The organism is Pseudomonas alcaligenes (assembly GCF_041729615.1).
Lineage (GTDB): Bacteria > Pseudomonadota > Gammaproteobacteria > Pseudomonadales > Pseudomonadaceae > Aquipseudomonas > Aquipseudomonas alcaligenes_B.
This window is the reverse complement of record NZ_CP154874.1, coordinates 3,960,744-3,987,246: the sequence shown is the minus strand read 5'-3', so window position 1 is coordinate 3,987,246 and position 26,503 is coordinate 3,960,744. Positions and strand designations below refer to the sequence as shown.

General features: G+C 67.6%; 22 protein-coding genes. 2 read left to right on the top strand and 20 right to left on the bottom strand.

What is annotated here, in order from left to right:
* Positions 1 to 9: 9 nt before the first annotated feature.
* The 10 genes from gspL to AAG092_RS19285 all read right to left on the bottom strand — a co-directional run bounded on the left by gspL (position 10) and on the right by AAG092_RS19285 (position 12,561).
* Complete coding sequence (gspL, locus tag AAG092_RS19330) at positions 10 to 1,155, bottom strand: type II secretion system protein GspL (protein ID WP_373387944.1); 1,146 nt, start codon at positions 1,153 to 1,155, stop codon at positions 10 to 12.
* A complete protein-coding gene (gene gspK / locus AAG092_RS19325) occupies positions 1,152 to 2,105 on the bottom strand; it encodes a type II secretion system minor pseudopilin GspK (protein WP_373387943.1) in 954 nt (317 codons plus the stop codon). The genes gspL and gspK overlap by 4 nt, the downstream gene beginning before the upstream one ends.
* Positions 2,102 to 2,785: a type II secretion system minor pseudopilin GspJ gene (gspJ, locus tag AAG092_RS19320; RefSeq protein WP_373387942.1), complete on the bottom strand. Its 684-nt coding sequence runs from the start codon at positions 2,783 to 2,785 to the stop codon at positions 2,102 to 2,104. Before gspJ ends, gspK begins: the two co-directional genes overlap by 4 nt.
* A complete protein-coding gene (gene gspI, locus AAG092_RS19315) occupies positions 2,782 to 3,171 on the bottom strand; it encodes a type II secretion system minor pseudopilin GspI (protein WP_373387941.1) in 390 nt (129 codons plus the stop codon). Before gspI ends, gspJ begins: the two co-directional genes overlap by 4 nt.
* Positions 3,168 to 3,692 (bottom strand): type II secretion system minor pseudopilin GspH, encoded by a 525-nt coding sequence (gene gspH, locus AAG092_RS19310; protein WP_373387940.1) that lies wholly within the window; start codon positions 3,690 to 3,692, stop codon positions 3,168 to 3,170. The genes gspI and gspH overlap by 4 nt, the downstream gene beginning before the upstream one ends.
* A 6-nt stretch (positions 3,693 to 3,698) precedes the next feature.
* Positions 3,699 to 4,121: a type II secretion system major pseudopilin GspG gene (gene gspG, locus AAG092_RS19305; RefSeq protein ID WP_110682057.1), complete on the bottom strand. Its 423-nt coding sequence runs from the start codon at positions 4,119 to 4,121 to the stop codon at positions 3,699 to 3,701.
* Between the two features lie 5 nt (positions 4,122 to 4,126).
* Positions 4,127 to 5,341, bottom strand: a complete 1,215-nt coding sequence (gene xcpS, locus AAG092_RS19300; protein WP_373387939.1) for a GspF family T2SS innner membrane protein variant XcpS — start codon at positions 5,339 to 5,341, stop codon at positions 4,127 to 4,129.
* A complete protein-coding gene (gene gspE / locus AAG092_RS19295; protein ID WP_373387938.1) occupies positions 5,341 to 6,852 on the bottom strand; it encodes a type II secretion system ATPase GspE in 1,512 nt (503 codons plus the stop codon). Before gspE ends, xcpS begins: the two co-directional genes overlap by 1 nt.
* Before the next feature lie 215 nt (positions 6,853 to 7,067).
* Positions 7,068 to 9,809, bottom strand: a complete 2,742-nt coding sequence (locus AAG092_RS19290) for a peroxidase family protein (protein WP_373387937.1) — start codon at positions 9,807 to 9,809, stop codon at positions 7,068 to 7,070.
* A gap of 118 nt (positions 9,810 to 9,927) precedes the next feature.
* A complete protein-coding gene (locus tag AAG092_RS19285) occupies positions 9,928 to 12,561 on the bottom strand; it encodes a LuxR C-terminal-related transcriptional regulator (RefSeq protein ID WP_373387936.1) in 2,634 nt (877 codons plus the stop codon).
* Positions 12,562 to 12,824: 263 nt separating this feature from the next.
* Between AAG092_RS19285 and AAG092_RS19280 the strand changes: the two genes are divergently transcribed.
* Both AAG092_RS19280 and gspD read left to right on the top strand, forming a co-directional pair.
* Complete coding sequence (locus AAG092_RS19280; RefSeq protein ID WP_373387935.1) at positions 12,825 to 13,466, top strand: type II secretion system protein N; 642 nt, start codon at positions 12,825 to 12,827, stop codon at positions 13,464 to 13,466.
* Entirely contained in the window at positions 13,463 to 15,412 is a 1,950-nt protein-coding gene (gene gspD, locus AAG092_RS19275) for a type II secretion system secretin GspD (protein WP_373387934.1), read from the top strand. Before AAG092_RS19280 ends, gspD begins: the two co-directional genes overlap by 4 nt.
* A gap of 28 nt (positions 15,413 to 15,440) precedes the next feature.
* Here gspD and AAG092_RS19270 read toward each other — a convergent pair whose 3' ends face one another.
* From AAG092_RS19270 to AAG092_RS19225, 10 genes are all read right to left on the bottom strand, one after another.
* Complete coding sequence (locus AAG092_RS19270; protein WP_110682064.1) at positions 15,441 to 15,689, bottom strand: GlsB/YeaQ/YmgE family stress response membrane protein; 249 nt, start codon at positions 15,687 to 15,689, stop codon at positions 15,441 to 15,443.
* A 110-nt stretch (positions 15,690 to 15,799) separates the two neighbouring features.
* Complete coding sequence (locus tag AAG092_RS19265; protein WP_373387933.1) at positions 15,800 to 17,011, bottom strand: O-succinylhomoserine sulfhydrylase; 1,212 nt, start codon at positions 17,009 to 17,011, stop codon at positions 15,800 to 15,802.
* 11 nt (positions 17,012 to 17,022) lie between these two features.
* Positions 17,023 to 18,528 (bottom strand): amidophosphoribosyltransferase, encoded by a 1,506-nt coding sequence (gene purF / locus AAG092_RS19260; RefSeq protein WP_110682066.1) that lies wholly within the window; start codon positions 18,526 to 18,528, stop codon positions 17,023 to 17,025.
* Between the two features lie 43 nt (positions 18,529 to 18,571).
* A complete protein-coding gene (locus AAG092_RS19255; RefSeq protein ID WP_110682067.1) occupies positions 18,572 to 19,126 on the bottom strand; it encodes a CvpA family protein in 555 nt (184 codons plus the stop codon).
* Positions 19,127 to 19,214: 88 nt separating this feature from the next.
* Positions 19,215 to 19,802, bottom strand: a complete 588-nt coding sequence (locus AAG092_RS19250; RefSeq protein WP_373387932.1) for an SPOR domain-containing protein — start codon at positions 19,800 to 19,802, stop codon at positions 19,215 to 19,217.
* Positions 19,786 to 21,084: a bifunctional tetrahydrofolate synthase/dihydrofolate synthase gene (gene folC, locus AAG092_RS19245; RefSeq protein WP_373387931.1), complete on the bottom strand. Its 1,299-nt coding sequence runs from the start codon at positions 21,082 to 21,084 to the stop codon at positions 19,786 to 19,788. The genes AAG092_RS19250 and folC overlap by 17 nt, the downstream gene beginning before the upstream one ends.
* Positions 21,081 to 21,956 (bottom strand): acetyl-CoA carboxylase, carboxyltransferase subunit beta, encoded by an 876-nt coding sequence (accD, locus tag AAG092_RS19240; RefSeq protein ID WP_110682070.1) that lies wholly within the window; start codon positions 21,954 to 21,956, stop codon positions 21,081 to 21,083. The genes folC and accD overlap by 4 nt, the downstream gene beginning before the upstream one ends.
* Positions 21,957 to 22,088: 132 nt before the next feature.
* Positions 22,089 to 22,709, bottom strand: coding sequence for a phosphoribosylanthranilate isomerase (locus tag AAG092_RS19235; protein ID WP_373387930.1), 621 nt, complete (start codon positions 22,707 to 22,709; stop codon positions 22,089 to 22,091).
* Between the two features lie 56 nt (positions 22,710 to 22,765).
* Positions 22,766 to 23,623, bottom strand: coding sequence for a tRNA pseudouridine(38-40) synthase TruA (gene truA / locus AAG092_RS19230; RefSeq protein WP_373387929.1), 858 nt, complete (start codon positions 23,621 to 23,623; stop codon positions 22,766 to 22,768).
* 3 nt (positions 23,624 to 23,626) lie between these two features.
* A complete protein-coding gene (locus AAG092_RS19225) occupies positions 23,627 to 26,401 on the bottom strand; it encodes a FimV/HubP family polar landmark protein (RefSeq protein ID WP_373387928.1) in 2,775 nt (924 codons plus the stop codon).
* Between the last annotated feature and the right edge of the window lie 102 nt (positions 26,402 to 26,503).

The following is a 26,503-nucleotide window of genomic DNA, read 5'->3' as shown; positions in this document are numbered from 1 at the left end:
GCAGGCCGTTCATCCGTTACCCCCGATCACCAGGCGCGCACTGACGCCGTTGTCCTCGCGGCTCGCCGAGCCCATGTCCACCGCCAGGCCGGCCTCCTGCAGGCGCGCCCGCAGGCTTTCCAGCGCGGCGAAGTCGCTGGCACGCAGGTTGAAGGCCAGGTCGCCACGCTGGGCGTTGAAGTCGAGCTGATCCACCTGCACCTGTGCCCCCCCTTCGCCGATGGCCGCGGCGGCCTGATCGAGCAGGGCCAGCAACTGGCTCTGGCCGCTCCCCGCCGCCTCGGCCAGGTGCTGGTCGAACTGCGCGCGCAGGTTGATCACCTTGCGATCCTCGGGAAACAGCTCGCGATACAGCGCCTCGTTGGCCACGGCATAGCGCTCGCCCTCGCGCTGCAGCTGCCAGCCCTGGGCCAGGTTGAAGCCCCACTGCAGCACCAGCCAGAGACCGAGCAGCCCCGCCAGCGGCCGCCAGCGCTGCCACTGGCCAGAAGGCTCGCGACAGGCGAAAGGCCCCTGGGCCAGGTTGCAGCCGGCCTTCTGCGCGGCCAGCCAGAGCCACGGCTGCTCCAGCGTCTGGCAGGCCTCGACGCCCGGCGGCGCCGCCTGCCCGGGCGGCACATAGGCTTGCCGGGGCGGCGGACAGAGCGCCGCCAGCTGCGGCCAGTCCTCGCCACGCAGGGCCAGGCGCGCCTCGCCCGCCCCGCCGAGCAACCAGCGCTCGCCCAGGCAGAGCAGCTGGCTACCCTCCTCCGGCAACAGGTCGGCGTCCACCTCGATCCACTGCGGCGGCCGCTCGCCGCACAGCGCCAGCCATCCGGCCAGCCACTCGCGGCGCAGGGCATGAACACGATGACGACCATCGGCCAGGGCGCTACCGACACACAGGTGAAACTGCTCCACCTCCTCGGCCAGCAGCTCCTCGACGGCGAACGGCAGGGCCTTGGCCAGCCAGCGTGCCTTGGTGGTCGGCAACTGCACGACACAGGTAGTCACCGCCTCCACCGGCAGCACCAGGCGCCAGGCCCGCGCGTCGGCCGGCAAGGCCTCGGCGAAGGGCAACTGGCTGCAGCTGTCGTTCTCGACGCGCCACACCGGCATCTCGGCGCTCGCCTCGGTGCAGGCCTGGGGCGGCAGAAACAGGGTGAGCAGACTCATTTCTCGGACTCCTCGACGGGCGGGGGCGCCAGGCCCTCCTGCCCCAGATCGCGCGCCATCAGGCGGACGCGCCCATCATTACCACGTTGCAGATAACTGGCCAGCACCTGGCGCCGCTCACCCAGCAGCACCTCGGTGGTGACACGGAAATACTGGCTGGCGATGCCCAGCCCCTGCGGGCTGACGCCGTAGCTGGCAAGCTGCTGGACGAAGGCGGCGGGTTCGCGATAGCCGCTGCGGCCACGGCCCTCGATGGCGGCCTCGAGCGCCGCCTCGGGAATGCCCTCGCCCAGGCAGGCCAGCACCTGGGCGCTGGCGGTGTTGATGTTCAGCTCGACCTGGCTCGGCAGGGCGCTGACGAAGGGGGCCAGGCGGCGGTAGTCGGCCTCGCTCATGCCCAGCAGCAGGCGCAGCTCGGACACCTCGGCAATGCGCCCGGGGCCTGTACGGTAGGGCGGTTTCTGCAGCAGGTACTGGTCATCCTCGGCGCCGGCCATGCCGCTGGCCTCCTGATCGCCGTCGAGCCAGTCCTGCAGGCGCTCGGCATAGGCCGGGGTCAGCTGCAGCAGCTGCAACAGGCGCCGCAGGCGCCGCAGCGCCAGCTCGCCGGCCTCGCCACCGGCGGCCAGGCTGTTGAGGTTGAAACGTCCGGCAAGGTCCTCGATGCGCAGGCGCAGCTCGCCGCCCTCGTCCAGGGGGAAGCGCAGGCCGGGGTTGGCCCAGGGCTCGGCAGGGTGATCGACCTGGTCGGCGGCCAGGTCGCGGCGCAGCAAGGCCTTGGCCAGCAGCTCGCCGCCTTCGGCGTAGTACTGGGCCTGACGCACCAGCAGCTGGTTGCCGGTGCTGCGGATGGCCAGTTGCTGGCGCAGCAGCAGGGCCGCGCAGACCACGGTCACCAGCGCCACCACCAGCAGCACTGTGATCAGTGCCACGCCGCGCTGCCGGCTCATGCCTCGGGCTCCGGTTCTTCCGGCAGCAGCTCACCGCCCTGCTCGCCACCGGGCGGCGTGATCTGTTCCTGCTGCGGCATCTCCGGCAGGCGCCAGAGACGGCGCAGCTCACCGTAATGGCGGTGCTCGACGACCAGTACGACGGCACGCGGCAGCTGGGTCAGGGCCTCGTCGGCAGCGCTGTTGGCCGGCGGCCAGTCCTGCAGCCAGCGCCCCTCCTGGTCGAGAAAGCGCAAGTCGAAGCGGCGCACGCCATCCAGCACCTGCTGCACCCGCGGCTGGCTGTCCTGGGCCTGGTCCAGCACCGTCCAGTAGGCGCGCTGCCAGCGCTCGCCTTCGAGCTGCCAGCGCACCCGCTGCAGGGTGGCGCGCGGCTGGCCGAGCGGGTTGCGCCAGCCGCTGCGGGTGAACTCCAGCAGGGTGTCGCGGCCACTGCTGCCGCGCAGGGCCGGCAGCAGGTCGCCCAGCGGGTCGCGCACCGGGCGCAGGCGCACCTGCAGCAGGTCGCGTTCGAAGGCCGCCATGGCCCGCGTCAGCTCACGCAGACGCTGCTCCTGCTGGCGCTGGCCGCGATCGGTCTGCAGCACGCTGTCGAGCATGCGGTAGGTGGCCATGGCCAGCAGGGCGAAGATGGCGATGGCAATCAGCACTTCCAGCAGGGTGAAGCCGCGCTGCCTCATGGCTCGACTCCGACGAAGCCACTCAGGATCACCAGGGCATGGTCTTCGATCTTGCCCTGCAGCCCGCGCTCCGGCCGCAGCGCCACTCGCACGGTGACACGCAGCATCTCCGGCTCGCTGGTAGCCTGCACCTCGCTCTGCCACAGCCAGCGCCGCCCAGCGTAGTTCTCCTCGCCCTGCTCGCGGCCCTCGCCCGGCGGCACGTCGGCCAGCTGCAGTTCCTGCAAACGGTTGTCCGCCAGCCAGGTGGCGAAGGTCTTGTCCTCCAGGCGTGCGGCGGTCTTCAGCGAGCGGGCGCTGGCGCTGAGCACGCTGGCGGCGACCACGGCGAAGATCGCCAGGGCCACCAGCACTTCCAGCAGGGTGAAACCGCGGCCGCGCTTCATCGGGACTTTTCCTGCTGCAGCTCGGGCTCGGCGAAGCCGTCGCTGGCCAGCGTCAGTACCGGCGCGCCGCGCTCGCGGCCGGCGGACAGGCGCAGGGTGAAGGGGGTCAGCTCGCCACTGGAGAGCAGCAGCAGCTGTGGCGCCTTGGCCGCGGCTTTGTCCTGGTCACCAAGGGCGGCGGGCAGCCCGACACTCTGCTCGTCGACCTCGATCTCCAGTTCGAGCCACTCCGGCAGCTCGTGCACGCGCTCGTCGAGCGGCTCCCAGCGCGCCGTGCGCGGCTCGAAGCGCAGCACCCGGTAGCTGCGGGCGTCGAAGCGTACGCCATACTCGCGGTTGTCCAGCACCGCCTCGTCGAGCAGCACCCGCAGCAGCGACTGCAGGCGCCCGGCCTCGTCCGCCAGCTTGCGCGCGGGGCTGCTGGCGATCCCGCTGCCGAGCACGGCGAGGCCGGTGAGCACGCCGAGCAGCACCAGCACCACCAGCAGCTCGATCAGGGTGAAACCGCGCGCTCGCTGCATCGCGAGTCAGAGATCCCAGTTGCCGATGTCGGCGTCGGTCCCCTCGCCGCCTTCCTGGCCGTCGGCGCCCAGCGAATACAGGTCGATCTTGCCGCGGGTGCCCGGCGACAGGTACAGGTACTGGTTGCCCCAGGGGTCGACCGGCAGCTTCTTCAGGTAGCCCTCGGCGTTCCAGTTCTTCGCCGCCGGCGTGCCGGTGGGTTTCTTCACCAGGGCCTCCAGGCCCTGCTGGGTGCTCGGGTAGTTCTGGTTGTCCAGCTTGTACATGTCCAGCGCGGCGCCGATGGCGCGGATGTCGTTCTGCGCTGCGGTGACCTTGGCCTGATCCGGGCGCCCCATCACCTGCGGCACCACCAGGGCAGCGAGAATGCCGAGGATGACCACCACCACCATGATCTCGATCAGCGTGAAGCCTTTCTGTTTGTACATCGCTATCAACCCACCAGTTGGTTCAGAGAAAGAATCGGCAGCAGGATGGCCAGCACGATCACCAGCACCACCGCGCCCATGAATACCAGCATGAACGGCTCGAACAGCCCCACCAGCAGGCCGATGGTGGCCGCCAGGTCGTTTTCCTGGTTGCGCGCCGTGCGCGCCAGCATCTGGTCCAGCTCGCCGGAACGCTCGCCGCTGGCAATCATGTGCAGCATCATCGGCGGGAACTGCCGGCTGGCTTCCAGCGCGCGCGACAGGCTGCCGCCCTCGCGCACGCGCTGGGTGGCGTTGGCCACGTCGCTGCGAATGATCAGGTTGGACACCACCTCGGCGCCGATGGCCAGCGCCTCCACCAGCGGCACGCCGCTGCGCACCAGGATGGCCAGGGTCGAGGCGAAACGCGCCGTCTCGGTGGCGGCGATCAGCCCACCGACCAGCGGCACGCGCAGCAGGAAGGCGTGCCAGCGCCGGCGCAGATCCTCGCTGCGCAGGGCGCGGCGAAAGGCGATCACGCCGAGCACCGCCAGGACGATGGCCAGGGCGCCCCAGGACTTGACCAGCTCGCTGAGGAAAATAAGCCCGCGGGTCAGCGCCGGCAGGGTCTGCCCGGAGTCGACGAACACCCGCACCACATCCGGCACCACGTAGCCGAGCAGAAAACCGACGATGCCCAGCGAAGCGAGCATCAGGATCACCGGGTAGAGCAGCGCCATCTGGATCTTCTGCCGCGACTGCTGGCGCTGCTCGGTGTAGTCGGCCAGCTGTTCCAGCACCGGCGCCAGGTGCCCCGCATGCTCGCCGGCCGCCACCGTGGCGCGGTACAGCTCGGGGAAGGCCGCCGGGTAGGAGGCCAGGGCCTTGGCCAGGCTGTGGCCCTCGAGCACCTTGCCGCGCACCGCCAACAGCATCGACTGGATGCGCGGCTGGCGCGACTGCGCGGCGGCGGCGCGCAGCGCCTCCTCGATGGGCAGCGCGGCGCCGATCAGGGTCGCCAGCTGGCGGGTGACCAGCGCCAGGTCGCGCGCCGACAGGCCACGGCGCAGGCTGAAGCCACCACCCTCGGCCTGCTCCCTGCGCTGTACCGGCTCGACCTGCAGCGGCGACAGCTGTTTGTCGCGCAGCAGCTGGCGCACCTGGCGGGCGCTGTCGCCCTCCAGTACCCCTTTCTGCTGGCGACCCCTGGCATCCAGGGCGATGTATTCGAAGGCGGCCATCAGTCTTCCCGGGTCACGCGCAGCACTTCTTCCAGGGTGGTCACCCCTTCCAGCACCTTGCGCCGGCCGTCGTCACGGATGCTCGGGCCGAGGCTACGGGCGTGGCGCAGCAGCTCCTGCTCGCCGACGCCGTTGTGCACCAGGGTGCGCATCTGGTCGTCGAAGATCACCAGCTCGTAGATGCCGGTACGGCCGCGGTAGCCCTGCTGGTGGCACTCGGGGCAGCCCTTGGCGTGGTAGATCAGCGGCTGGCTGTGCGGGTCGAGGCCAAGCAGGCCGCACTCGGCCGCGTCGGCCGGACGCGCCTCGCGGCAGTGCACGCAAAGCACACGCACCAGGCGCTGGGCCAGCACGCCGAGCAGCGAGGAGGACAGCAGGAAGGGCTCGACGCCCATGTCGACCAGGCGGGTGACGGCGCCGACGGCGCTGTTGGTGTGCAGGGTGGAGAGCACCAGGTGGCCGGTCAGCGAGGCCTGCACGGCGATGTCGGCGGTTTCCTGGTCGCGGATCTCGCCGACCATCACCACGTCCGGGTCCTGGCGCAGGATGGCGCGCAGGCCGCGGGCGAAGGTCATGTCCACCCGCGGGTTGACCTGGGTCTGGCCGATGCCTTCCAGGTAGTACTCGATCGGGTCTTCCACCGTGAGGATGTTGCGCGAGCGGTCGTTGAGGGTGACCAGGCCGGCGTACAGGGTGGTGGTCTTGCCCGAGCCGGTGGGGCCGGTGACCAGGATGATGCCGTGGGGCTTGCGCAGGTTGTCGTCGAGCAGACGGCGGTCGCGCTCGCTCATGCCCAGGTGCGTGAGCGACAGACGCCCGGCCTGCTTGTCGAGCAGGCGCAGCACCACCCGCTCGCCATTGGCCGACGGCAGGGTGGAAACACGGATGTCGACCTCGCGGCCGCCGACCTTGAGCGAGATGCGCCCGTCCTGCGGTACGCGCTTCTCGGCGATATCCAGGCGTGCCATGACCTTGACCCGCGAGACCAGCAGCGCCGCCAGTTCGCGGCGCGGCTCGATCACTTCGCGGAGGATGCCGTCGACGCGAAAGCGCACCACCAGACGTTTCTCGAAGGTTTCCAGGTGGATGTCGGAGGCGCCGGCCTTGATCGCCTCGCTGAGGATGGCGTTGATCAGGCGGATGATCGGTGCGTCGTCCTCCTGCTCCAGCAGGTCACCGGATTCGGGAGTGAGCTCGGCCAGGCTGGCCAGGTCGAGTTCGGCACCCAGGCCCTCGGCCATCTGCCGCACTTCGGAGGAGTCGCGCTGGTAGGCCAGGGCCAGTTCCTGCTCGAAGGCCTCGGGCTCCAGCCAGTGCAGCGGCAGCACGCGACCGGCGAAGCGCTGGGCTTCCTGCACGGCGGTCAGGCTGGCGCCGCGACGCACCTGCAGCTGGGCCTGGCCGAAAGGTTCGCGCAGCAGCACGCCGTGGCGTTTGGCGAAGGCGAAGGGCAGCGAGCGCAAGGCGGGGCTTGCGGGAGCCGTCAGGGCGGCGTGGGTATCGGTGGACATGGGCGGATGCGTTCCCCGAACAGAAGATCCATCTTGCTGTTGTTCTTGTTGTTTTTATGGCATGGCCGAGGCGCCAAGTTAACGGATTTGCGCAAAAACTGCAGTGCCGATTTCGCAGGCGGCAGCACAGCCTGGAGTAGAAGTGTGATGGACGTAAGGCGCGCGCAAAAAAACAGCCCCGGCACGGGCCGGGGCTGTTCAGCAAGGGATGACCCTTATTTGTCTTCGTGACGCTGGTGCTTGAAGAACACCCCGTTGTCGCCGAAGGCCGAGGCGATGAACGGCGAGGTCAGCTCCATCTCGCCGATCTTCACCGCGCTGTTGCGCCGTTGCTGGGCGTAGCTGCGATTGGTCGACGGCAGGATCGAGGTCTTGATCTCCATCGAGGTGGCGTAGACGTCGTACAGCTTGGTGCCGGCGGTGAGGCTCGTCAGGTCGCTGCGGAAGTCATGCGCCGCACTGGAGAACAGGCTGCGCAGCTCCGGCTTGGGCACGAAGTAGATCTGCGTCGGCGCCTTGACCGAAGTCACGGCCTGGCCGGTCTGGGTCACTTCGGCCATGTCGTCCACGCGCAGCAGGGTCGGCTTCAGGCTGACCAGCGAGAACAGCAGCGTGGTGCCCAGGGTATCGTTGGTCTCCGGCAGGACGAACTGCGACAGCTCGTTGGCGAAGAAGTTGTGGTTGCTGCCCTGCCCGCTCAGGGTGTAGAGCGCGGAGACGTTCTGCGACGGCTTGCCGTCGACGAAGGCCTTCCACGCCAGGCCCGGCTGGAAGCCGTTGGTCGCCGGGTCGCCGGCCACCGACAGGCGCAACAGGCCGCTGTCGGCGCCCTGGAACAGGCCGGTGTAGGGATGCCCCGGTACGGCGGTGAACTTGACCTTGGCCATCACGCCATGCGGGTGCATGGCCTTCTCGTAGCCGGCCGGCGCCACGTCGGACTTGGTCTGTACCTTCTTCCACAGCACCGAACTGATCAGGCCACCGACATCCACCGGCGGAATGGCCGGCAGCTGGCCTTCGACGTACTGGCTGCGCAGAGCGCCGTTGACCCACAGGTTGTCCTGCTTGGCCTTGCCCGGCCAGCTCTCGTAGTCGGCCGGGATGTTCAGACCCCAGGGCTTGAAGGCGTTTTCCACGCCAACCAGGCTGTTGACCAGCTGCGGATTGTGGCGTTTGAGCACGTCGACCATGGTGGTGTTCTCGACCCAGGCCAGGCCCTCGGCGGTGTAGATCTCCGGGCGGTAGTCCTTGGTGTAGAAACGGTCGGTCATCAGGCGCCGCGAGGCGTTCATGATGAAGATCTGGAAGGCCGTCTCGCCGAAGGCGAAGCCGTCCGGACGCACGGTCTCGGCCAGCATGCCCACCAGGGTGTCGATCTTCTCGATGTCGTTGCCGTAGATGCGCTTGAGGTTGGCCAGGGTGGCCGGGTCGGTGGTCAGGTCCTCGAACTTGGTGATCGGGTTGAGGCCGATCTCGCGGCGGAACTCGTTGTAGCGCGGCACCCCGCGCTCGCGGTCACGCAGCACGTCGATGGTCGCCAGGTCGATGTTGCCGACCAGCGGCATGGACAGGTTGCGCAGGAAGTTCGGGTAGTTGTTGAGGGTCAGCGAGCCCGGGTTGGTGATGCCGAAGGAGTACCACAGGCGCTCGGGATTCTCGTCCGCCAGCAGCTCCTCGGCGTCGGCGTCGCGGGTCTCCTGCAGCGGCACGCTGCGCGCGATGATGTTCGAGCCGATGTCGTAGACATCGACCTTGTCGCGCATCAGCGGGTGCATGCGGTAGACCGCGACGAACTCCTCGGTCAGGGTGTAGGGCACGCCGTAGTTGTTCGGGTTGGTCGAGCCGACGATGCCGGCCAGGGCATGGTCGATGGCCGAACTGCCGGCCTGGCTGCCGTCGATGCCGAGAATGCGCAGGACGAAGGAGTTGGAGCTGGCCAGGTCCTCCTGCAGCATGCGCGCCTCTTCCTGGTACTTGTCACGCTCCGGACCGGAACCCAGCAGGCCCCACCAGTTGGCGTACATGGCGCGTTCGGTGACCGGGTTGGCGATCACCGCCGGGGTCCATTCCACGGTGTGGATCTTCGCCATCAACGCGGAGTTGACCAGGCGCGCGCGGTCGTACAGCCACTGGTCGTCCTTGTCCGGGTACTTCTGCTGGAGCATCGCCGCGATGGCGTTGTGCTCCTTGGTGAACAGCTGGTGCAGCATGCTCAGGCCGACCCACCAGTTCTCGTTGAAGCCGGTGATCGGCTTGCCGCTGAGGAACTCGGTCGGCAGGGTGCCGTCGGGGTTGATCTTCAGCTTGCCGCCCTCGAAGGCGCGCACCTTGTCGTTGGTGGCCTTGCTGCTGCCATACAGCTGCGAACCATCCCACCAGTGGGTGTTGTGGTTGCGGTAGGTGGCCGGCTTGCCGGCCTCGGCGGCGGTACGGGTCGGATCGGGCTGGGTACGGCGCACGGACAGGCTGCCGGAGCCGAGCACGTCGCCAGCCGGCAGCGGCACCTGGATCGGGTTGGCTTCGGCGTTGGGGCCGTGTTCGACCCAGTCATGCACCATGAACTGGATCCAGGAGGCGGCGATGAAGTTGAGGCTGGGCGCCGGCTTGAACTCGCCACGCGCCATCAGCACGTTACTCACTTCCCGCGGATTGGGACTGAGCAGGGTGTCGGCCTCGGTCTCGCCATGGGTCACGCTGGGGTCGACGTTGCGCCCGAAGCGGCGGTACACCGAGCCCTCGGCCGGGTTGGCGAGGATGTTACAGGTGCCGTCCTCGGTACGCGCCACCTGGCTGCGGGCATCACAGGTGATGCTGGCGTTGGCCGCGGGCAGGTTGTCGACGTCGAACAGGTTGTTCTTGAACAGCACGTCGCGCTCGAGCGCGAGCGTGATCAGGCCGGCATAGATGCCCAGGGTGCCGAACTTGACCAAGCCCGGCCACGTGACCCAAACAGACATGGCGATATCTCCCGATTTCTTCTTGTACTAATGGGGTTGCTTGCCGGCTTTTCCGGCAGGCGGGAGATTAGGCAGTTGCGCGCGCCCCTCCCCCCTCCCCGGGGAGGGGCATGGCGCATTAGCCGTTGCGGGCCTGCATGGCGAGGATGGCTTCGGTACGCCCGGAGAGGCTCAGCTTCGAGTAGATGTTCTTCAGGTGCCACTTGGTGGTGGACAGGGCGATGCCGGTGCTGGCGCTGATCTCGCTGTTGGACAGCCCCCTGAGCAGGCAGGCGAAGATCGCCGCCTCCTTGTCGGTGAGCTGTTTCAGCGACTCGGACAGGAGCGCCGGCGGCGCCTGGCCTGTGCCCTGGAGGAAGTCGGCGTAGGCCTCGCGATAGGCCTCCGGCGCCTGCAGCCGGCCCGAGCGCAGCAGGCCGAACACCGCCTCGGCGAAGCCGGGCGCCTCGTCGAATACCGAGCGGTTGATGTTGACGATGCCGAAGCGCTCGACCAGCGCCAGCAGAGCCCTGTCCTGCTCCTCCGTAGCCAGCTGCGGGGCGTTCAGCACCAGCAGGTTGGCCTCCACCACCAGCGCACGGGCCTTCATCTCGCTGTTCTGCAGCGCCTGCGCCAGCACCTTGAGGATGCGGCAGGCGCGCGGCTGGGCGCCGCGCATCACCAGCCAGTACACGGCGGCCAGGCCATAGCGCTCCCAGCACTCTTCATAGGGGCGCACCCTCTCCCACTCGCCGGCGGCCAGGCGCTCCTCGATACCCAGGCGCTGGGCCAGGGCGTCGAGCGCCGCCGGGCGCCCGTCGAGATAGGCCTGGCGCATGCTCTCCTGCGCCGCCTGGCTGGCGAAGCGCGCGTAGTTGCCCAGTTGCAGGATGCGCGACAGCTGCTCCAGCAGGCGCGTGGCGCGGCCCTGGGACTGGCGCCGGTGGAGCAGGCGCGACAGGGTGATGTGCACGGTGGCGATGGTCTCGGTGGCCGAGGACGACGTGACCATGGCCATCAGGTCCTCGCACAGCTGCTGGGCGGCGGCCAGCTGGTTCTGCTCGTACAGCGCCACCACCATGGCGGTGGCACGGTTGACCCAGGCCGGCGAGGAGCGCTCGGTACGCTGGTAATCCAGGCAGACATCCTTGCGCGCGCTGGTGGCACGCCCGGCGTTGCGGTTGCACAGGGCGATGATCAGATCGGCGTAGCTCTCCAGGAACAGCTGGCCGGTGCTGGCCAGCAACGCCTTGGCCTCCAGCGCCAGCTGGATCGACTGCTCCAGGCGGCCGTGCATCAGGTGGTGATAGGCGAGGATGCTCAGCGCCAGGGCACGGATGTCCGAGGCGACGCCCGCGGCCAGCAGGTCGGACCAGCGCTGGCCGGGGTCGAAGGCCAGGTCGTGCTGGAACAGCTCCAGGTTGAGCGCCAGCAGCTGGCGGGTCGGCTCTTCCAGGCCCGGCTGGCCGGCGCAGCGCGCCACCAGTTCGTCCAGGCAGTAGCGCGCCTGGTGGAAACGCCGCGACAGGGTCAGGGCATAGGTCATCGGCACCAGCAGGCGCGACTGTGCGCAGAGTTCTGCCTCGCTCAGCGGCTCCAGCCATTTCAGCACCTCGGCGAAGTGACCGCTGCGCACCCACTGCTCGCAGGCCTCGCCCAGCAGGCCGTGGAACAACGCGCGATCGCCACTGCGCTGGGCATGCTGCAGGGCCAGTTCCAGGTCACCGCGCTGCTGCAGCGCCAGGGCCGCCCGCCGGTGCAGTTGCGCCACCTCCTGCGGTTTGTGCATGGCCAGGCGCCGGGCGAGGAAATCATGCAACAGGGCATGGTAGCGGTAGCAGCCGGGGTACTCGTCCACCGGCAGCATGAACAGCTCGCGTGCGGCCAGGTCCTCCAGCAGCAGGGCCGAACCGCTGCGATCGAGCACCCGGTCGCACAGCTCGCCGTCGAAGCGCTCGAAGATCGCGCTGCACAGCAGGAAGTCGTGCAGCTGTGGCGACAGCTTCTTCAGCACCACGTGGCCGAAGTAGTCGACTATCTCCGGATGGCCGCCACCGAAACGCTGCAGGGCCTCGGTGCCGAAGCGCGCATGGGCCATCAGGGCCATCTTCACCCCGACCATCCAGCCCTCGGTCATGGCCATCAGGCTGCCGACATAGGCCGGGCTGAGGTCGGGCCCGCCCAGGTAGGCATTGAGGTGCTGGACCTGCACTGGCGACAGGCGCATGTCGTGCTGGTCGATGCACAGCAGCTTGTTGTCCAGCTTCAGGCGGCTGAGGGAGAACCCCGGATGGTTGCGCCCGGACAGTATGACCCGGGTGTTGCCCGCCAGGCGTTCGAGCATGGCCGAGAGCACGTCGAGGATGATCGGCTGGCCGATGCACTGGAAGTCGTCGAGGACCAGGTAGAGGCGCCTCTCGATACGATTCAGCGCGTCGGCCAGGTACTCGCCGAGCACCTCGGGCGACTGGTGCATCTCGGCGGCGAAGGGGTTGAACCAGGACAGGTCGAAGTCTTCGACCTGGGCGCGGATGTTCTCGGCCAGGTGGCGAAAGAAGCGTACCGGCTCGTTGTCACGCGCCTGCAGTGAATAGTGCACCACACTCCCGAAGGGTCGGCCGGCCTGCCACTGGGCCAGCAGGGTCGACTTGCCGGAGCCTGCTGGCGCCAGCAATAACGTCAGGGGAAACTGCTCGCTACGGCAGAGCAGTTCCAGCAGCTCCGCGCGTGCAAACCCCACGGGAGCCGCGACGGGCGGCTTGCGATCTTCCATGGCGGTGATCCGTCTGGCTTATTGTTATTGTTGAACGGGAAGCACGTGGGGCCGATGATAGCGACTCGTTCGCCGGAAGTTTCGAAATGTTTCACGCTTCCGGCGCAGCGGAGAGTGCACCAGCGCGCAGATAGGCGACGCGAATACGCCATGGACGAAGGACTTGCGTTAAGGTTGCCTGCGCCCGCAGAGTACGGGCCGGATTGCGAGACGCCGTGCAGAGCGTCCGCACAGAATAAGAAGAACACCGGGGGATCCATGCCTTGAGTAGCACCCGCACCCGCCTGCCCGCCTGGCTGCAGCGCCATGGCGTGACCGGCCTCTGCCTGCTCGTGGTGCTGCTCATCACCCTCAGCCTGAGCAAGCAGAGCGTCGATTTCCTTCGCCTGCTGCGCAGCGAGGCTGCGCCGCCAGCGGCTCCGGCAAGCATCGCCGAGCGCCAGCCGCTGTCCATCCAGCGCCTGCAGCATCTGTTCGGTACGCCCGCGGCCAGGCCGCGCGGCGACCAGGCCGCCCCCGCTACCCGACAGCAGATGACCCTGCTGGCCAGCTTCGTCAACCCGGATGCAGCGCGCTCCGCGGCGATCATCCAGGTCGCCGGCGACAAGCCCAAGCGCATCGCCGTGGGCGAGCCGGTCAACGCCAGTACCCGCCTGCAGGCCGTACACCAGGACCATGTGGTGCTCGACCGTGGCGGCATCGAGGAGAGCCTGCGATTCCCCGCCGTGCGCCAGCCCTCGCTGACGCCGGCCTACTCGGCGCTGGAGCCCACCGCCAGTCAACTGGAACAGCTGCAGGACGAGGACGTCCAGGCCCTGCAGGAGCGCATCCAGAACCTTCAACAACGCATGGAAGGCGGCGACATCCCGCAGCCCGAAATACCGGAAGCCGAAGACAGCCCATGATCGACTCCAGAATCCCGCCGCACAAACGCCTGCCCCTCGCCCTGCTGCTGGCCGCGAGCTGCCTCACCGCCCCGCTGCCGCTCGTCCATGCCGCCGAGCCGGTGGCGGTGAGCCAGGGCGCCGAGACCTGGACCATCAACATGAAGGACGCCGATATCCGCGACTTCATCGATCAGGTGGCGCAGATCTCCGGCGAGACCTTCGTCGTCGATCCGCGGGTCAAGGGTCAGGTCACGGTGATCTCCAAGACCCCGCTGGGCCTGGAGGAGGTCTACCAGCTGTTCCTTTCGGTGATGAGCACCCATGGCTTCAGCGTGCTGGCCCAGGGCGACCAGGCGCGCATCGTGCCGGTCACCGAGGCGCGCAGCGGCGCCAACAGCAGCCGCAGCGCGCCGGACGATGTGCAGACCGAGCTGATCCAGGTGCAGCACACCTCGGTCAACGAACTGATCCCGCTGATCCGCCCGCTGGTGCCGCAGAACGGCCACCTGGCGGCGGTGGCTGCCTCCAACGCGCTGATCATCAGCGACCGCCGGGCCAATATCGAACGCATCCGCGAACTGATCGCCGAGCTCGATGCCCAGGGCGGCGGCGACTACAACGTGATCAACCTGCAGCACGCCTGGGTACTGGACGCCGCCGAGGCACTGAACAACGCAGTGATGCGCAACGAGAAGAACAGCGCCGGCACCCGGGTGATCGCCGACGCCCGCACCAACCGCCTGATCCTCCTTGGCCCGCCGGCCGCCCGCCAGCGCCTGGCCAACCTGGCCCGCTCGCTGGACATCCCCAGCACCCGTTCGGCCAATGCGCGGGTGATTCGCCTGCGCCACAGCGACGCCAAGAGCCTGGCCGAGACCCTGGGCGACATCTCTGAAGGGTTGAAGACCGCGGAGGGTGGTGGCGAAGCCGCCAGCAGCAAGCCGCAGAACATCCTGATCCGCGCCGACGAGAGCCTCAATGCCCTGGTCCTGCTGGCCGATCCGGACACCGTGGCGACCCTCGAGGAAATCGTGCGCAACCTCGACGTACCGCGCGCCCAGGTGATGGTCGAGGCGGCCATCGTGGAAATCTCCGGGGACATCAGCGACGCTCTCGGCGTGCAGTGGGCGGTGGATGCCCGCGGCGGCACCGGCGGCCTCGGCGGGGTCAACTTCGGCAATACCGGGCTGTCGGTGGGCACCGTGCTCAAGGCCATCCAGAACGAGGAAATTCCCGATGACCTGACCCTGCCGGACGGCGCCATCATCGGCATCGGCACCGAGAACTTCGGCGCGCTGATCACCGCCCTCTCCGCCAACAGCAAGAGCAACCTGCTGTCCACGCCCAGTCTGCTGACCCTGGACAACCAGGAGGCGGAAATCCTGGTCGGGCAGAACGTACCTTTCCAGACCGGCTCCTACACCACCGACGCCTCGGGGGCGAACAACCCCTTCACCACCATCGAGCGCGAGGACATCGGCGTGACCCTCAAGGTCACCCCGCACATCAACGACGGCGCCACCCTGCGTCTGGAAGTGGAACAGGAGATCTCCTCCATCGCCCCCAGCGCCGGGGTCAACGCCCAGGCGGTGGACCTGGTGACCAACAAGCGCTCGATCAAGAGCGTGATCCTGGCCGACGACGGCCAGGTGATAGTGCTGGGCGGACTGATCCAGGACGATGTCACCAGCACCGACTCCAAGGTGCCGCTGCTGGGTGACATCCCGCTGATCGGCCGGCTGTTCCGCTCGACCAAGGACACCCACGTCAAGCGCAACCTGATGGTGTTCCTGCGCCCGACCATCGTCCGCGACCGCGCCGGCATGGCCGCGCTGTCGGGCAAGAAGTACAGCGACATCAGCGTGCTGGGTGCCGACGAGGATGGCCACAGCAGCCTGCCGGGCAGCGCCGAGCGCCTGTTCGACAAACCCGGCGCCGGTGCCGTGGACCTGCGCGACCAGTGATGGGCGACGGGACGGCGTCCCGCCAGCGCTACTGGGCCTTCTTGATCAGGCCGACGATGAACAACAGGACCAGGGCACCGATCACCGCGGTCACCAGCGAGCCGATCAGCCCACCACCGGCCGACACGCCCAGGTAGCTGAACAGGTGGCCGCCGATCACCGCGCCGACTATGCCCACCACCAGGTTGCCGATCAGCCCGAAGCCGCCGCCACGCAGCAACTTGCCGGCGATCCAGCCGGCAACGGCGCCGATGATCAGGAAAAGGATGAGGTTCATGGGGCAGCTCCTGGGCTAGGACGTTTCCCCAAGACTAGCTGCTGATCGCGGAAAGGCCCTCCGCAAGCCCGCACCCCTGCCCTTCGCGGCAGGAACGGGGCCCACCAGCCTCAGAGCGCGGCCAGGCCGCGGGCCAGGTCGGCCTTGAGGTCGGCCACGTCTTCCAGGCCCACGGCGACGCGCACCAGGTTGTCGCGGATACCGGCATTGGCCCGCTCCTGCGGCGACAGACGCCCATGGGAGGTGGTGGCCGGATGGGCGATGGTGGTTTTGGTGTCACCGAGGTTGGTGGTGATCGAAATGACTTTCGTCGCGTCGATGAAGCGCCAGGCCGCCTCCTTGCCGCCCTTGACCTCGAAGCTCAGCACCGCGCCGAAAGCACTCTGCTGACGCTTGGCCAGCTCGTGCTGCGGGTGGCTGGGCAGGCCGGCGTAGTAGACCCTGTCGATACCCGGCTGGGTCTCCAGCCAGCGGGCCAGCTCCAGCGCGCTGGCGCTCTGCGCCTGCATGCGGATGCGCAAAGTCTCCAGGCCCTTGAGGAACATCCAGGCATTGAACGGGCTGAGGGTCGGCCCGGCGGTACGCAGGAAGCCGACCACCTGCTCCATCTGCGCGCGGCGTCCGGCGACCACGCCACCCAGGCCGCGGCCCTGGCCATCGATGAACTTGGTGGCCGAGTGCATGACCAGGTCGGCGCCCAGCGCCAGCGGCTGCTGCAGGGCCGGAGTACAGAAGCAGTTGTCCACCGCCAGCAGCGCGCCGCGGGCGTGGGCGATCTCGGCCAGGGCGGCGATGTCCACCAGTTCGGCCAGCGGGTTGGACGGCGACTCGACGAACAGTAGCTTGGTATTGGGCTTGAAAGCCGCCTGCCAGGCGTCCAGGTCGGACAGCGGCGGGTAGTCCACCTCGATGCCGAAGCGCTTGAGGTACTTCTCGAACAGGCTGATGGTCGAGCCGAATACGCTGCGCGACACCAGCACATGATCGCCGGCGCTGCACAGGCTCATGACGATAGCCAGGATGGCGGCCATGCCGGAGGCGGTGGCCACCGCCTGCTCGGCACCTTCCAGCGCGGCGATGCGCTCCTCGAAAGCGCGCACGGTCGGGTTGGTATAGCGCGAGTAGACGTTGCCCGGCTGCTCGCCGGCGAAGCGCGCGGCGGCGTCGGCAGCGCTGCGGAACACATAGCTGGAGGTGAGGAACATGGCCTCGCCATGCTCGCCCTCCGGCGTGCGATGCTGACCGGCGCGCACCGCCAGGGTGTCGAAGCCGACGCCCTCGAGATCGCTGTCCAGGCGCCCTGCTTCCCACTCCAGACTCATGGCCCGCTCCTTCAGTCGTTGTGCAGATCGATGATGGCGCTGGCGCTGTGCACCTTGACCTTGGCCGCGTCGTTGCGCGCCTGCTCGATCTTGTTCAGATAGGCCTCGTTGACGTCGCCGGTGACGTACTGGCCGTCGAACACCGCGCAGTCGAAGTGCTCGATCTTGATCTTGCCGCCGCCGACCGCTTCCTTGAGATCGTCCAGGTCCTGGTACACCAGCCAGTCGGCGCCGATCAGCTCGGCCACTTCCTCGGTGGTACGGCCGTGGGCGATCAGCTCGTGGGCGCTCGGCATGTCGATGCCATACACGTTGGGATAACGCACCGCCGGAGCCGCGGAGCAGAAATACACCTTCTTGGCACCGGCCTCGCGGGCCATCTGGATGATCTGCTTGCAGGTGGTGCCACGCACGATGGAATCGTCCACCAGCATCACGTTCTTGCCGCGGAACTCCAGGTCGATGGCGTTGAGCTTCTGCCGGACCGACTTCTTGCGCGCGGCCTGGCCGGGCATGATGAAGGTGCGGCCGATGTAGCGGTTCTTGACGAAGCCCTCGCGAAACTTCACACCCAGCTGGTTGGCCAGTTCCAGGGCGGAAGTGCGGCTGGTGTCCGGGATCGGGATGACCACGTCGATGTCGTGGTCCGGGCGCTCGCGCTGGATCTTCTCGGCCAGCTTCTCGCCCATGCGCAGGCGCGCCTTGTACACCGACACGCCGTCCATCAGCGAGTCCGGACGGGCCAGGTAGACGTGCTCGAAGATGCACGGCGAGTACTGCGGGTTAGAGGCGCACTGGCGGGTGTGCAGCTTGCCGTCCTCGGTGATGTACACCGCCTCGCCCGGCGCCAGGTCGCGGATCAGGCTGAAGCCGAGCACGTCGAGGGCGACGCTTTCGGAGGCGATCATGTACTCCACGCCCTCGTCGGTGTGGCGCTGGCCGAAGACGATCGGGCGGATCGCATGGGGGTCGCGGAAGCCGACCACACCGTAGCCGGTGATCATCGCCACCACGGCGTAACCACCGCGGCAGCGGGCATGCACGCCGGCGACGGCGGCAAACACGTCTTCCTCGGTCGGCTGCAGCTTGCCACGCACCGCCAGCTCGTGGGCGAACACGTTGAGCAGCACTTCCGAGTCGGAGTTGGTGTTGACGTGGCGCAGGTCGGACTCGTAGATCTCGCGCGACAGCTGCTCGACGTTGGTCAGGTTGCCGTTGTGCGCCAGGGTGATGCCGTACGGCGAGTTGACGTAGAACGGCTGCGCCTCGGCGGAGCTGGAACTGCCGGCGGTGGGGTAGCGCACGTGGCCGATGCCGACGTTACCCACCAGGCGCTGCATGTGGCGTTGCTGGAACACATCGCGCACCAGGCCGTTGTCCTTGCGCAGGAACAGACGCCCGCCATGGCTGGTGACGATGCCGGCAGCGTCCTGGCCGCGATGCTGGAGCACGGTAAGGGCGTCATACAGGGACTGATTGACGTTGGACTTACCGACGATACCGACGATGCCGCACATGTGACGCAACCTCTGTGTAGTGAATCAGGCTAGTTCCGGGCTCTTACGGCAGTTTAGGCTGCAAGAGACCCTCGTAGGACGGAAGCTCGGGCGTATCGGTGATGCCGCTGGCGAGCCACTGGCTGGTCAGGCTCAGGATGAGGTTCTTCGACCAGTCCGCCACCATCAGAAAATGCGGCAGCAGGGTCGACTGCTGCCACCATTGATCCTGTTGCACCGGTGCCAGGCTCACCAGCCCCACCAGCACGACCACCAGCAGGGCCCCGCGCGCCGCGCCGAAGACCATGCCGAGAAAACGATCGGTGCCCGACAGGCCGGTTACCCGGATCAGCTCACCGATGAGGAAATTGATCAGCGCCCCGACCAGCAGGGTCACCACGAAGAGAATGGCGCAGGCGGCGATGACCCGCATCGACGGCGTCTCGATGAAATCCGTCAGGTGCTGCGACAAGGCGCCGCCGAACATCCAGGCGACCACACCGGCGATGATCCAGGTCAGCAGCGACAGGGCCTCCTTGAAGAAGCCACGGCGCAGGCTGATCAGACTGGAGATGGCGATGACGGCGATGATCGCCCAATCGACCCAAGTGAATGCCACGTTGCTGCCTACAGACGGGAAAGGCGGCGGATTTTAACAGAGCGGACCCGTGCGGGTAAGCCGGGTCCTCACTATGGGCGAGATAGCGTCAGCCGTTCTCCGGCTGGAAACGCACCACGAAACCGTTGAGCTTCTGCTGGCGGTTGAGCTGGTCGCGCAGGCGATCGGCCTCGGCACGCTCGATGACCGGCCCGACAAACACCCGGTTCATGCCATCGAAACTGCGGATATAGGCGTTGTAGCCACTGCTGCGCAGGGTCTGCTGCAGTTTCTCGGCACCGGCGCGGCTGGACAGGCTGGCCAGCTGTACCGACCAGCTGACCGGCAGGCTGTTGGCGTCCAGGCCGCTGGCCGGCTTCTCCTCGGGCGTGCTGGCCTGCACCGGCGCCTGCGGCTCGACGACCGGTTGCACCGGGGTGGCAATCGGCTCGCTGGGCGATTGCGGCACCGGCTCCACCGGCGGCACTTCGTCCTCGGCCACCGGTTCGGGCACGCTCACCGGTTCCAGCGCCACTTCGGGCATGGTCGGTTTTGCCGGCATGGCCGGGGCATCGACCACCACCTGGCGCAGCTCGTCCTCGCGGGAAAACAGTCTAGGCAGGAAGATCACCGCCAGCGATATCAGCACCACAGCACCAACCAAACGCTGCTTGAGCCCCTTATCCAGCACCGCCATCGCCCGCCTCCACCTGTTGGCCGAGCCACTCCAGGGCCTCGGCCACGCAATAGAAAGATCCGAACACGAGGATCTCGTCATCCTCGTGCGCCTGGCCACACTGTACCAGCAATGCTTCGGCGACGCTGGAGCAGGCACGCACATCGGCACCCAGGTTGCGCAGGGCCGCCTCCAGCTCGCCGGCCGGGCGCGAACGCGGACTGTCCAGCGGCGCTACCGCCCAGCCCTGCACCTCCAGCTGCAACGGCGCCAGCACGCCGGCCAGATCCTTGTCGGCCAGCAGGCCGAATACCGCCAGCCGCCGCCCCTTGGGCGGGCGCGCCGCCAGGCGCGCAGCCAGGTATTCGGCGGCATGCGGGTTGTGGCCAACATCCAGCAGCAGGCTCAGCTGCTTACCCTGCCAGCGCAATTGACGACGCTCCAGGCGCCCCGCCACCCGGGTGGCGCGCAGCGCATTGGCCAGGCGCTCGGGCTGCCAGGCCAGCCCCAGCACGGCATAGGCCTGCAGGGCCAGGGCGGCGTTTTCCATCGGCAGATCCAGCAGCGGCAGATCGTGCAGCTCGAGCACCTGACCGTCCGCGGTGAGACCGCGCCAGTGCCAGCTCCGCTCGCCGATGGCCAGGTCGTAGTCGCGCCCGCGCAGGAACAGGGGGCAATCCAGCTCGGCGACCCTCTGCAGCAGCGGCAGTGGCGGGTCGAGATCACCACAGAACGCCGGCTTGCCCTGGCGCAGGATGCCGGCCTTCTCGAAGGCCACCGACTCGCGGGTGTCGCCCAGCCACTCGGCGTGGTCCAGGCCGATGCTGGTGACCAGCGCCAGGTCGGCATCGACCAGGTTGACCGCATCCAGCCGGCCGCCGAGACCGACCTCCAGCACCACGGCGTCCAGGCCGGCGCGCTCGAACAGCCAGAAGGCCGCCAGGGTGCCCATTTCGAAATAGGTCAGGGAAATCTCGCCACGCCCGGCCTCGACAGCGGCGAAGGCCGCACACAGCTCCTCGTCGCCGGCATCGCGACCTTCGAGCTGGACCCGCTCGTTGTAATGCAGCAGGTGTGGCGAGCTGTAGACGCCGACCTTGAGCCCCTGCTCACGCAGCAGGGCCGCCAGGAAGGCACAAGTGGAGCCCTTGCCGTTGGTGCCGGTGACGGTGATCACCCGCGGCGCCGGCTTGCCCAGGCCGAGCCGGCGAGCGACCTCGCGCGAGCGCTCCAGGCCCATGTCGATGGCGCTGGGGTGCAGTTGCTCCAGGTAGCTCAGCCAGTCGGCGAGGGATCGGCTCATGCAGTGGCCGCGGGGGTCGGCAGGTGCTGCAGCTGCGCCAGCAGGCGGGCCAGGCGCGGCCGCAGGTCGTTACGGTGAATGATCATGTCGATGGCGCCATGCTCCAGCAGGAACTCGCTGCGCTGGAAGCCTTCCGGCAGCTTCTCGCGCACGGTCTGCTCGATCACCCGCGGACCGGCGAAACCGATCAGCGCGCGCGGCTCGGCGACTATCACGTCGCCGAGCATGGCCAGGCTGGCGGACACGCCGCCGTAGACCGGGTCGGTGAGTACGGAGACGAAGGGAATGCCCTCCTCGCGCAGACGCGCCAGCACGGCGCTGGTCTTGGCCATCTGCATCAGCGAGATCAGTGCCTCCTGCATGCGCGCACCGCCGGAGGCGGCGAAGCACACCAGCGGGCAGCGCTTCTCCAGGGCCACGTTGGCGGCACGCACGAAGCGCTCGCCGACGATGGCGCCCATGGACCCGCCCATGAAGCTGAACTCGAAGGCGCAGGCCACCACGGGCATACCCTGCAGCTTGCCGCTCATGGAGATGAGGGCGTCCTTCTCGCCGGTTTCCTTCTGCGCGGCGGCCAGACGGTCCTTGTATTTCTTGCTGTCGCGGAATTTCAGGCGATCCACCGGCTCCAGCTCGGCGCCCAGTTCCTCACGGCCGTCGGCATCAAGGAACAGGTCCAGGCGAGTACGCGCATCGATGCGCATGTGGTGGTTGCACTTGGGGCAGACATCGAGGGTCTTTTCCAGCTCGGGACGATAGAGCACGGCATCGCAGGACGGGCACTTGTGCCAGAGCCCCTCGGGCACCGAGCTCTTCTTGACCTCGGAACGCATGATCGAGGGGATCAGCTTTTCTCTCAACCAGTTGCTCATGCTTACTCTCCGTAGCTGTTTCGGGGTCTTGGGCGACCCGGGCAAATGCTGATTCGGACCGTGGACGGCGACCGCCATGCCCCGGCCGGGGAACGATGGCTTATGGACGGCAGGCATCCGCCCGTCGTCACATCAGCCACCGCGTGCCTCGCGAATGAATGCCCCGACCTTCTGCGCATCCTTGATCCCCTTGCTCGCCTCGACGCCACCACTCACGTCCACGGCATAAGGACGCACCTGGGCGACGGCAGTCGCGACGTTGTCCGGGCGCAGACCGCCGGCCAGGATCAGCGGCTTGCTCAACCCCTGCGGTATCAATGACCAGTCGAACGCCTCGCCGGTTCCACCGGGCACCCCTTCGACATAGGCATCCAGCAGGATGCCCTGGGCGCCCGGATAGTCAGCCACCCGGGCGACGATGTCATCGCCGGCCCTGACACGCAGCGCCTTGATATAGGGACGCCCGAAGCCTTCGCACTGCTCGGCCGACTCGTCGCCGTGGAACTGCAGCAGATCCAGCGGCACGCTGGCGAGGATATGCGCCAGCTCGTCGCGACCGGCATCGACGAACAGGCCGACCGTGGTCACGAAAGGGGGCAGCGCCGCGATGATTGCCCGCGCCTGCTCGGCACCGACGGCCCGCGGGCTCCCGGCATAGAACACCAGACCGATGGCGTCGGCCCCGGCTGCGGCGGCGGCAAGGGCATCCTCGACCCGAGTGATTCCACAGATTTTGACGCGAACGGCTGTCAACGTGCCGGCACCTTCTGCAAAAGAAATAATGATGGTAGCAAAGCCAGGCCGCAGTTTCAGCCGAAGCTTTGCGGCAGTGCGGAGAGGAAATGCGGCCCCAGGTAGCGCTGCGGCAACTCGAATTCCTGCGGGTACTCCACCTGCACCAGGTACAGGCCATAGGGATGGGCGGTGACGCCGCCGCTGCGCCGATCGCGTGCCGCGAGCACCTCGCCGACCCAGCCCGGCTCACGCTCGCCGGCGCCTATGGTCATCAGCACCCCGGCGAAGTTGCGCACCATGTGATGCAGGAAGGCATTGGCGCGCACGTCGATGACGATGAAGCGACCATGCTCGATCACTTCCAGATGGTGCACCGTCTTCACCGGCGACTTGGCCTGGCACTGCACCGCACGGAAGGAAGTGAAGTCATGGGTACCGACCAGATGGGCCGCTGCCTCACGCATGCGCGCCACATCCAGAGGGCGGTGATTCCAGGTGACTTCCTCGGCCAGGTGTGCCGGACGGATCGGATCGTTGTAGATCACGTAGCGATAGCGCCGGGCGAAAGCCTTGAAGCGAGCATGGAAGTCTGCCGGCATGACTTTGGCCCAGGTCACGCTGACATCGGCCGGCAGGTGGGCATTGCCGCCCATGACCCAGGCCTTGAGCGGGCGCTCGACGCGGGTATCGAAATGCACCACCTGGCCACTGGCATGCACGCCGGCATCGGTGCGCCCGGCACAGATGACACTGACCGGCTCGGCGGCGACCTGCGACAGCGCCCTCTCCAGCGCCTCCTGGACCGAGGGCACGCCAGCCTCCTGGCGCTGCCAGCCACGGTAGCGGGCCCCCTTGTACTCGATGCCGAGGGCGATTCTGGAAACGCCAGCGGCGGCCATTTCGGCCGCCGCTGGTGGTATTGCGTCGGACATGGATCAGCTCAGCTTGGCAATCAGCTCACGTGCTTCCTGCTGCTGCCCCTCGTTACCCTCGGCGATCACTTCGTCGAGAATATCGCGGGCGCCTTCACTGTCGCCCATGTCGATGTAGGCACGTGCCAGATCCAGCTTGGTGGCGGTCTCGTCGGTACCCGAGAGGAAGTCGAAATCGTCGTCCACATCCAGCCCCGCTGCGCTAGAGGAAGCCTCCGGCCGAGCAGCCGGCAGCTCGTCGGCCAGACCGCCACTGAGCTCATTCAGCTCGGCGGAAACCTCGTCCAACTGGGCGGCGAAGCTGTCCGCCACCGGAGCAGCGGGCGCCTCGTCGGCCAGCGACAAGTCGAAGTCGGCCGGCATCTCCAGCTCGACCTCGGCAGCCGGCGCGATCGGCTCGTCATCCAGGCTGAGCATGAAATCATCTTCGGCAACAGCAGCCGGCTTGCTCTCGGCCTCCAGGTCCAGACTGAAGTCGGCCAGATCGTCGCCCAGGGACAGGCTCTCAGCGGCAGCATCTCCGCCCAGGTCCAGGTCGAAATCCATGTCGCTGGCAACAGTGCTGGCCGGAGCTGCCGGGGCGTCGAAGTCGAGGCCGGCATCCAGCTCCAGATCGTCCAGCGTTGCCTCGGCAGCCGGAGTGCTCTGCGCAGTCGGCTCGTCCAGATTGACGTCCAGCTCATCCAGGCTCAGATCGAAGGCATCATCCAGATCAGCGGCAGCAGGCTGCGGCGACGCCGGCTCGTCCAGCGTCAGGTCATCCAGGCTGAAGCTGTCCAGCTCATCGGCAGCGGCGACTGCGGCACCGCCAGCCAGGGCCGCTGCAGCCATCGCCGGATACTTGGCCTTGAGCTGGTCGACGGCACCGGCGGAGCCACCGATCTCGCGCAGTTCCTGCTCCTGGCGGGCAAAACCGTCACGATCACCCAGCTCAGCGTAGACCTCCATCAGCTTCAGGCGCAGGTCACCGCGCTGCGGCTCATCATTGATCGCATTGTGCAGCAGCTCGGCAGCCTGACTGAACTTGCCGTAGGCGATGTAGATATCGGCCTCGCCCAGCGCATCGGCGGTCTGCGGCGCGACGCGCTCCTCAGCCTGACCACGGATTGCAGACTGGTCGGCAGCATCATCGAGCCCGGCAAAGCTGTCGTCCGGCAGGTCCATGTCGGAGGCAAAGGCGTCATCGCCCTGCTCGGCAGAAAGACTGTTCTGTAGCTCGGCCTCTTTCATAGCGTTACGGCGCGACAGCACCATCAGACCAATCAGCAGCGCCAGCAGCACGCCGCCGCCAGCAGCACCGAGCAGCATGGGATTGGCCAGCAGCTGATCAAGCATGCCCTGCGGCTCCGGCTCCTTGACCACAGGCTTGGTAACCGGCTTGGCAGGCTGCTCGGGCTTGGCAGCGGCCGGCTTGGCCGGCTGGGGAGCCGGCGCCTGCACGGCAGGCTTAGCTGGCTCGACCTTGGGCGCCGGCTCTTCGTAGTTGAAATCGGCGGCAGCGGGCTTCTCGACCGGTTTCACCTCGGCGGGCTTGGCCTCGGCAACCGGAGCAGCCGGCTTGACCTCCTGCGGCTTGGCCTCAGCGGAAGGCGCAGCCGCAGTCTGGCCCTGCTTGGCCAGGTCAGCCTGCAGCTTGGCCAGCTGGCTATCCTTGAGTTCGAGCAGGCGCTGCGCCTTGTCGAGCTGGCTCTGCAGGTCGCCCAGGCGGCTTTTCAGCTCTTCGTTTTCGCGACGCGTAGAATCCAGGCTTTCCTTGGTGACGGCCAGCTGGTCATTGAGCGCCTTGCTATCGCCCTTGCCCTTCTCGGCACCGGCAGTCGACTTGCCACTGTCGGCGGAAACCAGCTTCAGGCTGTCCTTGGCCTCGGCCTTGGCTGGCGCCGCACCGGCGCTGTCACGCTTGGTGGCATCCAGCTGGCGGGAAGAACTGGCGGCGACGCTGCGCCCCTCACGCCAGGCGGCATTCTGCTCGGCGACCTGGGCCAGGGCTTCGGCCTGGCTGCGGCTCTTGATCTGCGCATCGGTAGGCAGGCGCAGCACCTGGCCACTCTTCAGACGGTTGATATTGCCGCCGATGAAGGCATTAGGGTTGAGCTCCTGAATGGCCAGCATGGCCTGGTGCACGCTACCGCTCTGGCGACTGTTCTGGGCGATTTCCCACAGGGTGTCGCTGGAAGTGGTCTTGTACTGATCGGCTGCCACCTTCACCGGAGCCGCCGGGGCCGGAGCAGCCGGAGCGACTGGTGCGGCCGGGCGAACCGGGGCACTGGCGCTGGGGGTAACCGGGCGCGGAGTGGGCGCCGCAGCCTGCGGGCGGGGTGCCGGTGCAGCGGCTACCGGCAGACTCGGCGCAGTGGTCAGCGCCGGAGTGGGGGAATACAGCGGCGGATCGAGCAGCAGAGTGTACTCGCGCAGCAGCCGGCCATTCGGCCACAGCACTTCGACGAGGAAGTTGACGTAGGGCTCGCGCACCGGCTTGGTAGAGGTGATGCGAATCACGCTCTTGCCGTTGGGCTTGATGATCGGCGTGAACTTGAGATCGGTCAGGAAGTACTGGCGATCGACACCGGCCTTGTTGAACTCCTCGGCCGAGGCAAGCGCCGGGATCACCTCACCGGGTGCCAGATCGCGCACCTCGAGCAGCTCGATCTCCGCCACCAGCGGCTGGCTCAGCGAGGACTGCAGGTCGATCTCCCCCAGCCCCAGCGCATGTGCCGTACCGGAAGTCAGCGCGGAAGCAGCCGCAATTGCCAGCACCAGTTTGCGAACCCGAACCATAGTGTAATCCCTTGTTTTATCTTTTTTTCTCGTTGCACGAGAGGATTTTGAAGCGCGCTGCCTGCACCCGCCCAGAGGCGACTCCCCGCCAGCGAACTACCA

Coding starts and splice junctions, on each gene's coding strand:
- gspL (WP_373387944.1), bottom strand. CDS start 1,155: ATGAGTCTGCTCACCCTGTTTCTGCCGCCCCAGGCCTGCACCGAGGCG.
- gspK (WP_373387943.1), bottom strand. CDS start 2,105: ATGAGCCGGCAGCGCGGCGTGGCACTGATCACAGTGCTGCTGGTGGTG.
- gspJ (WP_373387942.1), bottom strand. CDS start 2,785: ATGAGGCAGCGCGGCTTCACCCTGCTGGAAGTGCTGATTGCCATCGCC.
- gspI (WP_373387941.1), bottom strand. CDS start 3,171: ATGAAGCGCGGCCGCGGTTTCACCCTGCTGGAAGTGCTGGTGGCCCTG.
- gspH (WP_373387940.1), bottom strand. CDS start 3,692: ATGCAGCGAGCGCGCGGTTTCACCCTGATCGAGCTGCTGGTGGTGCTG.
- gspG (WP_110682057.1), bottom strand. CDS start 4,121: ATGTACAAACAGAAAGGCTTCACGCTGATCGAGATCATGGTGGTGGTG.
- xcpS (WP_373387939.1), bottom strand. CDS start 5,341: ATGGCCGCCTTCGAATACATCGCCCTGGATGCCAGGGGTCGCCAGCAG.
- gspE (WP_373387938.1), bottom strand. CDS start 6,852: ATGTCCACCGATACCCACGCCGCCCTGACGGCTCCCGCAAGCCCCGCC.
- AAG092_RS19290 (WP_373387937.1), bottom strand. CDS start 9,809: ATGTCTGTTTGGGTCACGTGGCCGGGCTTGGTCAAGTTCGGCACCCTG.
- AAG092_RS19285 (WP_373387936.1), bottom strand. CDS start 12,561: ATGGAAGATCGCAAGCCGCCCGTCGCGGCTCCCGTGGGGTTTGCACGC.
- gspD (WP_373387934.1), top strand. CDS start 13,463: ATGATCGACTCCAGAATCCCGCCGCACAAACGCCTGCCCCTCGCCCTG.
- AAG092_RS19270 (WP_110682064.1), bottom strand. CDS start 15,689: ATGAACCTCATCCTTTTCCTGATCATCGGCGCCGTTGCCGGCTGGATC.
- AAG092_RS19265 (WP_373387933.1), bottom strand. CDS start 17,011: ATGAGTCTGGAGTGGGAAGCAGGGCGCCTGGACAGCGATCTCGAGGGC.
- purF (WP_110682066.1), bottom strand. CDS start 18,528: ATGTGCGGCATCGTCGGTATCGTCGGTAAGTCCAACGTCAATCAGTCC.
- AAG092_RS19250 (WP_373387932.1), bottom strand. CDS start 19,802: ATGGCGGTGCTGGATAAGGGGCTCAAGCAGCGTTTGGTTGGTGCTGTG.
- folC (WP_373387931.1), bottom strand. CDS start 21,084: ATGAGCCGATCCCTCGCCGACTGGCTGAGCTACCTGGAGCAACTGCAC.
- accD (WP_110682070.1), bottom strand. CDS start 21,956: ATGAGCAACTGGTTGAGAGAAAAGCTGATCCCCTCGATCATGCGTTCC.
- truA (WP_373387929.1), bottom strand. CDS start 23,623: ATGTCCGACGCAATACCACCAGCGGCGGCCGAAATGGCCGCCGCTGGC.
- AAG092_RS19225 (WP_373387928.1), bottom strand. CDS start 26,401: ATGGTTCGGGTTCGCAAACTGGTGCTGGCAATTGCGGCTGCTTCCGCG.